This window comes from Streptosporangium sp. NPDC002607, assembly GCF_053592655.1.
The window spans coordinates 64,096-75,848 of record NZ_JBSFWD010000001.1; the positions used below are offsets into that span (position 1 = coordinate 64,096).

Below are 11,753 nucleotides of genomic sequence, written 5' to 3' on the forward strand. Positions count from 1 at the left end.
TGAAGGGAAGACCAACGTGATCATTCCGAGGCCACGGGAAGTGGTCGTCGACGGGGGCTCCGTCGCGTTCCGGCGGGACCTGCTGCGGCTCATGCCCGACGATCCGTCCCTCGACGAGGAGGGCTACCGCCTCGACGTCTCCCCCTCGGGCGTCGAGCTCACCGCCGGCGGCCCGGCCGGCCGCTTCTACGGCTCGCGGACCCTCGCCCAGCTGGGGCCCGAGGTGCCGTACGGGACGATCGAGGACCGGCCGAGGTTCGCCTGGCGCGGGGTGATGCTGGACGTCGCCCGGCACTTCATGCCCAAGGCGTTCGTCCTGCGCCTCGTCGACCTGCTCGCCGAGCACAAGCTCAACGTGCTGCACCTGCACCTGACCGACGACCAGGGGTGGCGGCTGGAGGTCGAGCGCCATCCCAGGCTCACCGAGGTCGGCGCCCGGCGCGGGGGGTTCTACACGCGACAGGACATCCGGGAGATCGTCGCCTACGCGGCGGAGCGCTTCGTCACGGTGGTGCCCGAGATCGAGATGCCCGGCCACGCCCAGGCCGCCATCGCCGCCTACCCCCACCTGGGCAACGACCCGTCCCGCCAGGTGGAGGTCTGGTCGGAGTGGGGGATCAGCGAGCACGTCCTCAACCTGGAGGAGTCCACGGTCCGCTTCTGCCAGGACGTGCTCGACGAGGTCTGCGACCTCTTCCCCAGCACCTACGTGCACGTCGGCGGGGACGAGTGCCCCACCACCGAGTGGGAGCGCAGTCCGGCGGCGCGGCGGCGGCTGGCCGAGCTGGGGCTGGCCGGACCGCGGGACGCGTGTGCCTGGTTCATCGGCCGGATGGCCGCCCACCTGGAGAAACACTCGCGCAGGCTGGTCTGCTGGGACGAGCCCGACCGCGCGCCGACGCCCGGCACGACGGTCATGGTCTGGCGGGACGAGCAGGCCGACCGTGGTGACAACGAGATCATCCTGGCGCCGCACACCCGGACGTACTTCGACTACCGCCCCTCGGCCGCCCCCTTCGACGAGCAGCCGGCCGGGTCGGACTCACCGACGGTCCAGGAGCGCGTCCTCACCCTGGCCGACACCTACGCGTTCGCACCCGACCCGGCCGCGCGGGGCGTGCAGTGCCAGTTGTGGACCGAGTACATGCCCACACCCGAGCGGGTCGAGTTCATGGCCCTGCCCAGGATGTGCGCCTTCGCCGAGGTCGCCTGGGGTTCGCCCGGCGACTACCCCGACTTCCTCCGGCGGCTCGGCCCGCACCTCGCCCGGCTCAGCGCCCAGGGCGTCCGTGGTGGGCCGCTCATTCCCTAGCACAACCCAGGAAAGGAAAGCACGTGCGCAGAAAGCTGTTACTCGGCGGGCTCGTGTCCGCCATGCTGCTCGCCCTGGTGGGCGTCGCGGCGAACCCGGCCAGCGCCCAGCAGTCCCTCAGGCTCCAGTACAAGACGAGCGCCACCGGCGCGACCGCCGACCAGGTCGAGCCGTGGTTCAACCTGGTCAACAGCGGCACCTCGGCCGTGCCGCTGAGCGGTGTGAAGATCCGCTACTACTTCAAGGCGGACTCCGGGGCGACGCAGTACCGCTTCGCGTGCTCGTGGGCCGTGGTCTCCTGCTCCACGGTCACCGGGGCCTTCGGCACGCTCTCGCCCGGGACGGCCACCGCCGACCGCTACCTGGAGGTGGGCTTCACCTCGGGGAACCTCGCGGCCGGGGCGCAGACCGGTGACCTGCAGCTGCGCTTCTACCGGTCCGACTGGCAGCGGATCACCCAGAGCGACGACTACTCCTTCGGCCCGGCCCGCACGACCTACGGCGACTGGACCAAGGTCACCGTCTACCAGAACGGCGCCCTGGTCTGGGGCACCTCTCCCGTGGGTGGCGACCCGTCCCCGTCGCCGACCCCGTCGGTCCCGCCCACCAACCCCGGGGGCAGCGGGGTGGTGTTCGACGACTTCTCGTACGGCAACGCCGACGACCCCAACCTCACCGCGCACAACTGGACGGTGCGCACCAACAGCGGCGGCCCCGGTGTGCCCGGCGCGAGCTGGCCCAAGCAGAACGTGACCTTCCCCACGGTCTCCGGCACGAACAAGGCGCTGCAGCTCAAGGCGGTCACCGACGGCACCGGTGCGGGCACCCAGCAGTCGGAGGTACTGCACCAGCGCAAGTTCCTCGAAGGCACCTACGCGGCCCGGGTGAAGTTCTCCGACGCCCCGGTCAGCGGCCCCGACGGTGACCACGTCGTGCAGACCTTCTTCACGATCACCCCCCTGGCCTTCGACATGGACCCCGACTACAGCGAGCAGGACTTCGAGTACCTGCCCAACGGCGGCTGGGGCGAGCCCGGCAACATCATGTACACCACGTCGTGGGAGACGTACCGCAACGAGCCCTGGGAGGCGGTGAACGTCCACACCGAGGTCAGGCAGAGCTACGCGGGCTGGCACGACCTGGTCCTCCAGGTCTCCGGCGGCCAGATCAGGTACTACATCGACGGTGCCCTCTTCGCCGAGCACGGCGGCATCTACTACCCGGAGACGGTGCAGTCGGTCAACTTCAACCTCTGGTTCATCAGCGGCGGCCTGGTCGGCAGCTCCACCCCGCGCGACTACGTCCAGCAGGTCGACTGGTTCTACCACTCCAAGAACGAGGTGGTCGCCCCCGCCGAGGTCCTGAACCGGGTCAACGGCTACCGCTCCGCCGCCACCTCCTGGGTCGACACCGTCCCCAACCCCTGAGATCCCTGTCCGCACGACCAGGACGCACGGCCCGCGCCCGCCTATGGCGCGGGCCGTGCCCTTTTCTCTTTCCCAGGCGCCGACGCTTCCATGGCCCTTCGGGCCGGGCGACCGACCGCGCCCGGCGAGCGTCGAGGCGCGACGTCCGTCCGCTCAGCCGGCCCTGGTGTAGCTCAGTACCTGGTCCTCGTACTCCTTGTCGTCGGTGCTGGCGGCGAGCACCCGCTTCACCTTGCCCTTGAAGTCGACCACCAACGCCTCGTAGCCGGCGCTCTGCCTCCGCCAGGCCACGATGTGCCGGTCGTCGTACCAGCCGAGGATCCGACCGGTCGCGAACGGGATCCGAGCCTTCAGCTTCGCGTCGGCGTCGGCGGACCAAAGGCAGATCTCCGCGGTCTCCTCGCAGTACGTGACCATCAGCGTGCCGGACGGGTTGAGGTGGTCGCCCTCGACCCAGATCGGATCGCCCACGTCCAGCAGGGTCTGCAGTACGGTGCCCCGCAGGTCGTAGAAGCGGATGCGCTTGGTGTCCTTGGTGACCGCCCAGGCGCCGACCGCCCGGCTGTCATTCCGCCAGAAGTAGCTCCAGTCCCCGATGTCCTTCTCCTTCACCCGGACGACCGAGGCCTTCTTCGTGGCGATGTCGATGATCGCGTAACCGTAGACGCGCGGGTTCTCCTTGATCGTCTCGAACAGGGTGACCAGCCCCTTGGTGCCGTCCGGCGACCAACGCGGGTAGAGCGAGATGGTCGGCTTCTTGGCGATCTCTATTTCGCTCTTCGTCCCCGTCTTGTGGTCGACGATCGAGACGACCTCGTAGTTGTCCGAGCTGTAGTAGCGGTTCACGGCGAGAGCATGGGTGCCGGCGGGGTTCAGCCTGTAGTAGGCGTGCGATTCGTCCTTGACGAACGCGTTGGTACCGGCCTTGCGGATGTAGGAGTGGCGGACGTCTCCCTTCCACACGTTGTAGGAGGTGAGCTTGATCGGGTCCTTGTCGCTCTCGTGGATCGTGATGGAGGTGGCCGGCAGTTTGATTTTCTGGTCCGCGGGCGGAATCGAGGAGACGGCCTGGGTGGGAGTGGTGGTGGGAGTGATGGCCGCCCGCGAGCCGGTGCCCGTTCCGGGGATGGTTCCGTTCTGGACCACCACTGTGATCGTCACCGCGACGAGCGTGAGCGCGAGCCCGGCGCCGGACACGACCCAGACCCGGCGCACGCGCCTTTTCCGGCCGAGGGACGGCTGCGCCCCCGGCGCGGCCGAAGGCGTGGCCCGGTACGGCGGCGAGTACCCGCCCGGCCCTGCCTGGTGAGCCGCGTACCCGCCCGGTCCAGTCGGGTGGGACGAGTACCCCCCCGGACCGGTTTGGTGCGGCGGATACCCACCTGAATCAACCTGATGCGAATACCCACCCGGACTGGCCCAGTGCGGCGCGTACCCGCCCGGTCCGGCCTGGTGGGGTGGGTTGCTTTCGGGGCCTGTCCGGTACGGCGCCCCGGTCTGTGGACCGCCCGGGTAGGGGTGATGGTCGGGATCGGTCCGCTGGGTCGCGGCGGCCACGCCCTCGGCGAGCATGCCCCGGGCCGAGGCGAAAGGCGACGCGTCCAGACCGCCCAGACCGTCCTGCGCGCCCGGACCGGCGTGGCCCAGCAGGCGCATCAGCGCCTCACCCGCCGTCGGACGCAGGCTCTCGTCCTTGGCCAGACACCGCCCCACCAGGTCACGCAGCGCCGGATCGGCGATCCCCGACAGATCCGGCTCGGCGTTGAGAATCCGGTTGAAGATCGCGGGCAGGCTGTCGGCACCGAACGGCGGCTGCCCGGTGGCCGCGAAGACCATCGTGCCCGCCCAGGCGAACATGTCGGCGGCCGGACCCGCGGCCCGCCCCGCGAGCTGCTCGGGAGTCATGTAGGGGGGTGTGCCGATCGCCGTCGAGGTCAGGGACGAGGTGCGATCCAGGGCCTTGGCGATGCCGAAGTCGATCACCCGGGGGCCGTCGGCGGCCAGCAGCACGTTGGCCGGCTTGAAGTCACGATGCACGATCTCGGCCTGATGGATCGCCACCAGCGCGGTTACCGTACCGATCGCCAGCCGGTGCAAGGACGCGCCCTCACGGGGACCCTCGGCACCGACGACATGTTCGAGCGTCGGCCCCTCGATGTACTCACTGACGATGTAAGGCCGCTGCTCCTCCGTCCCGGTCTCGATCACCGCGGCGGTACAGAACGTCGCCACCCGCCGGGCCGTGTCGACCTCACGCACGAAACGCTCCAGCGCCTCCCTGTCCTGGGCCAGATCACCACGCAGCAGCTTGACCGCGACCCGAGCCCCCGCGGGGGCGACGCCCAGATACACAGTCCCTTGACCACCCTCGCCCAGGCGCGCGGTGAGCCGGTACTCCCGCACCTTCTCGGGGTCCCCGGGCCGCAGAGGCGCAAGGTCCGGCATGACGACATCCTCCTTCACGTCATGAGCACCCACGTGAGACCTCGTACGGGCTCAGCGCCAAAAGTTCAGGATCATAGGGCCCACTTGTACCTCACTTGGAAGGCGGCGGAAACACCTGGCCACGAGGGGGATGTCGGCCGGCAGGGCACAGACCGTACGGCTACCGGACCGCCTCCTCCGCCTTCTCTCTCCTAGGCGCACCCTGAATTGGTAACCGAGATTCATGTTTGTTACGGTCCTAGCGTGCGGTTGACGAAGTTCACGGATCTGGCGCTCCGGGTGACCATGCGGCTGGCGGTCGCCGAACCCGGCACGGTCCTCACCACCAGACAGGTGGCCGACGCCATGGCCATCCCCTACACGCACACGGCCAAGGCCATCGCGCGCCTGCGGCATCTGGGGGTGGTGGACGCCCGCCGGGGGCGCGGCGGCGGCCTGGAGGTGACCGGCTTCGGCCGTAAGGCCTCGCTGGGATGGCTGGTCCGCGAACTGGAGGGCGAGGAGGAGGTGGTCGCCTGCGAGGGCGACACCCCGTGTCCGCTGCGGGCCGCCTGTCGCCTGCGCGGCGCGCTGCGCGACGCCCAGCGGGCCTTCTACGCGGCGCTCGACCCGCTCACCGTGGACGATCTGGTCACCTCGCCGACCGGCCCGGTGCTGATCAATCTTTCCTGAGACCCGCCCCACCCCCTTCGTCACGCATTTTAATATGAAGATCATATACCAATTAAAGGAGAAGGCATGCTCTCTCTTGAATCGGCGGCGACGGTCCGGACCACCCTGCCCACCGTCCAGCGGGCCCTGGAGGAGATCACCGGGCGGTTCTACACGACGATGTTCGCCGACAACCCGGACCTGCTGAGGAACCTCTTCAACCGGGGCAACCAGGCCGACGGGACGCAGCGCCAGGCACTGGCCGGGTCGATCGCCGCCTTCGCCACCCTCCTGCTCGACCGGCCGGACGAGCGGCCCGACGCGCTGCTCTCCCGCATCGCGCACAAGCACGCCTCGCTCGGGGTCACCCCCGACCAGTACCAGATCGTGCACAAGTACCTCCTCGCCGCCATCTCCGACGTGCTCGGCGACGCCGTCACCCCCGAGGTCGCGGCGGCCTGGGACGAGGTCTACTGGCTGATGGCCAACGCGCTGATCGCGCTGGAGGCGCGACTGCTGCGCGAGCCCGGCGACCCCTGGCTGCGCGCCACGGTCCTGGAGCGGCGACGCCAGACACCGGACACCGTCTCCTTCACCCTCGCCCCGTCGATCCCGCTCGCCTTCACCCCCGGGCAGTACGTCAGCGTCGGGGTCACCCTGCCCGACGGGGCACGGCAGATCCGGCAGTACAGCCTGTCGTGCGCCCCCGAGCGCGGTGACTGGCGGATCACCGTCAGGTGGGCCCGCGGGTCAGGACCCGACGGCGAGGTCTCCGGGTGGCTGCACGCCAACGTCCAGGCCGGGGACGAGCTCACCATCTCGGCGCCGTACGGCGACCTGACCCTGGCCCCGGGTGACGCCCCGCTGCTGCTCGCCTCCGCCGGGATCGGGATCACCCCCATGCTGTCGATGCTCGACCACCTCGCGGCCACCGGCTCCACCCGCCAGGTGATCGTCGTCCACGCCGACCGGAGCCCCGCCGACCACGCCCACCGCGAGGAGCTCGTCCGGCTGGTCGCCGAGCTGCCCGGCGCGACCCTGCACCGCTGGTACGAGGAGGCGGGCGCGTGCTCCTGCGACCCCGCGCCCCACGTCGGGTACGCCGACCTCGGCGCGATCGACCTGCCCGACGGCCTCGTCGCCTACCTGTGCGGCCCGCTGCCGTTCATGCGCGGCGTGCGCGCGGACCTGCTCCGCCACGGGGTCCCCGCCCGCGACGTCCACTACGAGGTCTTCGGCCCCGACCTCTGGCTCGGTCAGGACTGAGCACGCTCCCGGCCGACGGGGACGCTCGGCGCCGGCGGTCGACACGGCACGCCGGCGCGGCGGCCACCGGGACACCGCGGATCGAATTCGCGGCCTTTTCTGCCGCCGCCTTTCCAGGCGTCGTCGTCTCATATATCGGCAACAGAATCGGGGCTCAAAGTTGGCATCGACTTAAGAATGTCTTGGCATCCTCCGGTCAAGCCCAGAGGGGAAGGAACCGGTGTTAACGGCCCCGCCGCGGCATAGGCCATATTCGACGTCGAGGGATTGACACAAAGGCAGCACAGGGTGAGATGATGCGTCTCGCCGCTCCGGCCGGAGCAGCGGATATTCCCTCCGGCAGCCCCGACGAACAAACTCCTCGCACCCCCCAAAGCCGACCGGCCGAAGTCCGCTCAGGACACCGTCGACCATTTCCGGTTAATCGGCACGGTTTCATATCGAGCATTCGCCTTAAAAATCCCGTACCGCACGACCGTAGAGAAAAGGCCCGGCAGGATGACCACACCCCCTGTTTTCACACCGGACTTCTTCCAGAATCCTTATCCCACCTACAGATGGCTCAGAGAGAACCATCCCGTTTTCCGGACGACCATTCCGTTCACCGATGTCGGCGTGTGGCTGATCAGCAGGTACGAGGATGTCAGGGAGGGTTTCGCGGACGCCCGCCTCAGCAGCGACTACCGAAACGCGTCCCCCGCTTTCACCGAAGCCTCGCTGGCCTTCGGCTCAGGGACGATCGCGGAACGCTCCATGGTCAATCTGGACCCGCCGGACCACACGAGGCTGCGGAAGCCGGCGACCGCGGCCTTCAGCGGCCGGAGAGTCGCCCAGTGGGAAGCGGCCATCGAGAAGATGACGGATGCCCTCCTGGGCGCCGTGCCGACGGGCGAGCCCGTGGACGTCATGAACCACCTCGCCACCCCGCTCTCGGTCGGGCTGATCTGCGACGTCGTGGGCGCCCCGCCCGGCGACCGCGCGAGGCTGCGGGAATGGGGAGACCTGATGTTCACGGCCGACCCGGCCGAGCGTCACCTGGCGCACGGCGCCATCGAGTCCATGCTCGCGTATACCGGCGACCTCATTCTTCGGAAGAAAGACGACCTGGGCGCCGACCTGCTGTCCGATCTGATACGAGCGAGCCAGACCCCCGGGGCGCTCGACGAGGACGAGCTTCTCACCACGGTGTTCGGAATCATCGTGGCCGGATACGAAACGTCCATACGCCTGGTCGGAAGCACCTTCCTGGCCCTGCTGGACCACCCGGAACAGCGTTCACTGCTACGTCGGGATCCCACGCTCATCGATTCCGCGATCGAGGAGGTGCTCAGGTACGACGGCCCCACCGCATCGCCCATGTGGCGTTTTCCCACCACGGACGTGGAAATCGCGGGAGTCACGATACCGGCGCACGAGCCGATCCTGCTGCTGGTCGGATCGGCGCACCGGGACTCCGCCCACTATCCGGCTCCCGACAGTTTCGACATATCGCGGGAAGACAAGCGCCACCTGGCGTTCGGGCATGGAATTCATCGCTGCGTGGGAGCACAGCTGGCACGCCTGGAAGCGAAGATCGTCATCGGCAGGACGCTGGGCCGGTTTTCGAGGATGTCGCTGGCCGTTCCCCGGGACGATGTCGTGTTCGCACCGTCTTTGATCATGCGTGGCCCGGCGCACCTGCCGCTGATCTTCGGGAACTGATCGCCTTCGCGGACCTCGGAGAAGCGGGCCTTCTGGAGCGCGGGCCCGCCGCGCCCCGAACCGGGAGAAGGAGGCTCAGTAGGAAGGCGGCGCGGCGGCGCGGAGGCCGTTCAGGGTGAACTCGGTGGCCTGGCGGCCGGCTTCCAGCATCTCCTCGGGGGAGGCGCCGTGCCGCATGCTGACGAAGGCGGCGAGCTTGGCCCCGCCGATCACCGCGCCCACGGCCGCCGACGCCTCGGCCAGGTTCAGCTCGTCGGGACAGGCCCGGTGCAGGGCCTCGGCGAGTTCCTGCTGGCTGTCGAAGAGGAGCAGCAGGCCGCGTGCCCTGAGCGAGGGGACGGTCATGATGAGGTGGTTGATGGGCGCTATCTCACGGGTGAGCTGGTCGTCGACGGCGAGCGCGGCGAACCCCGAGGTGATGGCGCGGCTCAGCAGGTCGACCGCCCGGTCTCCGGGACCGCGCTCGGCGATCACCCGCAGGGCGCGGTCGATGCCGTCTCGCGAGTTGTGGAAGACCACGTCCTCCTTGCTCGCGAAGTAGCTGAAGAAGGTGCGGGTCGAGACGTCGGCCGCTGCGGCGATCTCCGAGACGGTCGTCTGCTCGTAGCCCTTCTCGACGAAGAGCTCGATCGCCGCGGCGATGAGAGCGTGCCGGGTGCGCAGCTTCTTGCGCTCACGCAGTCCCAGAACCTCACTCATGCGGACATCTTAATGCATAGCACCATACTCTGCATCTATTGTAACTTTGCATTTGATGTAGTTTTCTGGATGGAGACCAGCTGCATCTCTGCATAGGAGCGACGATGACAGAGTCCCACGCGGAGGCGATCACCTTCCCCTTCGGACGCCCCGACCCCTTCACTCCACCCGAGCGCCTGGCCTCGCTGCGCGAGGAGCGGCCCGTCACCCGGATGACCTACCCCGACGGCCGGGTCGGCTGGCTCGTGACCTCCTACCCCGCGGTGCGGTCGATCCTGGCCGATCCCCGGTTCAGCTCCCGGCGCGAGCTGCTGAACGTCCCGGTGCCCTTCCCGCTGATGCAGGAGATGCGCCGCCCGGCCGACCCCGGCATGTTCATCCGGATGGACCCACCCGACCACACCCGCTACCGGAAGCTGCTCACCGCGCAGTTCACCGTGCGGCGGATGAAGCAGCTGGAGCCCAGGATCCACGAGATCACCGAGGAGCGGCTGGACGCGATGGAGAAGGCCGGGCCTCCCCAGGACCTGGTCAGGGAGTTCGCACTGCCCATCCCCTCGCTGGTGATCTGCGAGCTGCTCGGTGTCCCGTACTCCGACCGCGAGGAGTTCCAGCAGGCCACCGCGGTGCTGCTGAACCTGGAGTCCGCCGTCGAGGACATCCGCGCGGCGGTCGCCCGCGTCGCCGCGTTCTTCGCCCGGCTCATCGAGTTCAAGCGGGCCGAGCCGGCCGACGACCTGCTCAGCGGGCTCGTCACCGGCGGTGAGCTGACCGACGAGGAACTGGGCAACATCGGGTTCCTGCTGCTCGCCGCCGGGCACGAGACCACCGCCAACATGCTCGGGCTCGGCACGTTCGCCCTGCTACAGCACCCCGACCAGCTCGCCGCGCTGCGCGCCGACCCCTCGCTGATCGACAACACGGTCGAGGAGTTGCTGCGCTATCTCAGCATCATCCACATCGGCCCGATCCGCGCCGCCCTGGAGGACGTCGAGGTGGGCGGGGAGCTCATCAGGGCGGGTGAGGTGGTGACCCTCTCGATCCAGGCCGCCAACCGCGATCCCTCGCGCTTCACCGACCCCGACCGTCTGGACATCACCCACCCCGCGAGTGGGCATCTGACATTCGGGCACGGGTTGCACCAGTGTCTCGGCCAGCAGCTCGCCCGCGTGGAGATGCGCACCGCGTTTCCCATGCTGTTCGATCGGTTCCCCGATCTACGACTCGCCGTACCGGCGCAGGAGGTCCGCATGCGCGACACCATGTCCATCTACGGCGTACGGGAGCTGCCGGTCAGATGGTAGAGAACGCACTGAAGGTGACCACGGACACGTCGCGGTGCATCGGAGCGGGCATGTGCGTGCTCACCGCGCCGGAGGTGTTCGACCAGAGCGAGGATGACGGCACCGTCGTGCTCCTCGACGAGTCACCGCCGCCCGAGTCGCACGCCGACGTCCGCCGGGCCGAGCGGCTCTGCCCCTCGGGCGCCATCTCGGTGCAGGAGGATCCCGGCACCGCCTGACGTACCGGAGACGCCGGGATCCCGCACGTCAGGGAACGCGGGATTCCGGCACTTCCCGATGTACGGCGGGGGCCGAGGCTCCGGCCCCCGCCGGTCACCGGCGCGAGCGGGCGACGGCCAGCACGGCGGTGAGGATGGCCTGCGCGTTGGCGGGTACCGGGACGTTCTGGACGAGGACCGTCGGCGTGGCGCTCACTCCGCGCTCGATGGCCGTCTCCGTCACGTGGGCGGCCCAGTCGAGGTAGACGCCCTCGCGCACGCATCCGCCGAACCCCGGATCGGTGATCCCCGCGAGGCGGCCGACCTCGACCAGTTCGTCGTCGGTGAGCCCCGGGCCTCCCTCCGGGGGCTGGTCGGCGAAGAGCGCATGGACGTACTCGACGAACCTTCCCCGGTCCGAGGCGCAACCAGAGGAGGCGGACGCGCGGGAGGAGTAGTGGTCGGTGGAGAGCTCGTCCAGGAAGCCCATGGGATGGTAGACGAGGCTGACCGCCCCGTCCGCCACCAGCCTTACCAGCGCCGGTCCCGCCGCCTCCTCGAACGCCTTGCAGAACGGGCAGAGGAAGTCGATGTAGGCGTCCACGATGACCGGACCAGAGCCCACGGCGATACCGTCTCCCGCCGTGGAGGCGTCGGCGGGCACCCTGGCCGGCCGTGTGGGCCGATGCGGTCGAGCTGTCATGTGTTCCTCCCCGCGACGCGGAAGAGGGTCGCGGCCCCCCGCGGGTCC

At 69.2% G+C, this 11,753-nt stretch carries 10 protein-coding genes; 7 read left to right on the top strand and 3 right to left on the bottom strand.

Annotated elements, in window-relative coordinates; all coding sequences use genetic code 11:
• The first annotated feature begins 16 nt into the window (after positions 1 to 16).
• Positions 17 to 1,312, top strand: coding sequence for a beta-N-acetylhexosaminidase (locus ACWD3H_RS00300; RefSeq protein WP_451953493.1), 1,296 nt, complete (start codon positions 17 to 19; stop codon positions 1,310 to 1,312).
• A 23-nt stretch (positions 1,313 to 1,335) separates the two neighbouring features.
• A complete protein-coding gene (locus tag ACWD3H_RS00305) occupies positions 1,336 to 2,739 on the top strand; it encodes a cellulose binding domain-containing protein (protein ID WP_451953494.1) in 1,404 nt (467 codons plus the stop codon).
• 153 nt (positions 2,740 to 2,892) lie between these two features.
• Here ACWD3H_RS00305 and ACWD3H_RS00310 read toward each other — a convergent pair whose 3' ends face one another.
• Positions 2,893 to 5,184, bottom strand: a complete 2,292-nt coding sequence (locus ACWD3H_RS00310) for a protein kinase domain-containing protein (RefSeq protein WP_451953495.1) — start codon at positions 5,182 to 5,184, stop codon at positions 2,893 to 2,895.
• 243 nt (positions 5,185 to 5,427) lie between these two features.
• Between ACWD3H_RS00310 and ACWD3H_RS00315 the strand changes: the two genes are divergently transcribed.
• From ACWD3H_RS00315 to ACWD3H_RS00325, 3 genes are all read left to right on the top strand, one after another.
• Positions 5,428 to 5,856, top strand: a complete 429-nt coding sequence (locus ACWD3H_RS00315; RefSeq protein ID WP_451953496.1) for an RrF2 family transcriptional regulator — start codon at positions 5,428 to 5,430, stop codon at positions 5,854 to 5,856.
• Between the two features lie 66 nt (positions 5,857 to 5,922).
• Positions 5,923 to 7,101: a globin domain-containing protein gene (locus ACWD3H_RS00320; RefSeq protein WP_451953497.1), complete on the top strand. Its 1,179-nt coding sequence runs from the start codon at positions 5,923 to 5,925 to the stop codon at positions 7,099 to 7,101.
• Positions 7,102 to 7,716: 615 nt separating this feature from the next.
• Positions 7,717 to 8,802, top strand: coding sequence for a cytochrome P450 family protein (locus ACWD3H_RS00325; protein ID WP_451953498.1), 1,086 nt, complete (start codon positions 7,717 to 7,719; stop codon positions 8,800 to 8,802).
• A 75-nt stretch (positions 8,803 to 8,877) separates the two neighbouring features.
• Here ACWD3H_RS00325 and ACWD3H_RS00330 read toward each other — a convergent pair whose 3' ends face one another.
• A complete protein-coding gene (locus ACWD3H_RS00330) occupies positions 8,878 to 9,501 on the bottom strand; it encodes a TetR/AcrR family transcriptional regulator (RefSeq protein WP_451953499.1) in 624 nt (207 codons plus the stop codon).
• 104 nt (positions 9,502 to 9,605) lie between these two features.
• Between ACWD3H_RS00330 and ACWD3H_RS00335 the strand changes: the two genes are divergently transcribed.
• Both ACWD3H_RS00335 and ACWD3H_RS00340 read left to right on the top strand, forming a co-directional pair.
• A complete protein-coding gene (locus ACWD3H_RS00335; RefSeq protein WP_451953500.1) occupies positions 9,606 to 10,805 on the top strand; it encodes a cytochrome P450 in 1,200 nt (399 codons plus the stop codon).
• Positions 10,799 to 11,023 carry a ferredoxin gene (locus ACWD3H_RS00340; RefSeq protein ID WP_451953501.1) on the top strand — a complete coding sequence of 75 codons (225 nt, stop codon included), beginning with the start codon at positions 10,799 to 10,801 and terminating at the stop codon, positions 11,021 to 11,023. Before ACWD3H_RS00335 ends, ACWD3H_RS00340 begins: the two co-directional genes overlap by 7 nt.
• Before the next feature lie 94 nt (positions 11,024 to 11,117).
• Here the strand turns inward: ACWD3H_RS00340 and ACWD3H_RS00345 are convergent, their stop codons facing one another.
• On the bottom strand, positions 11,118 to 11,705 hold the full coding sequence (locus tag ACWD3H_RS00345; protein WP_355550247.1) for a DsbA family protein: 588 nt from the start codon (positions 11,703 to 11,705) through the stop codon (positions 11,118 to 11,120).
• Positions 11,706 to 11,753: the final 48 nt, after the last annotated feature.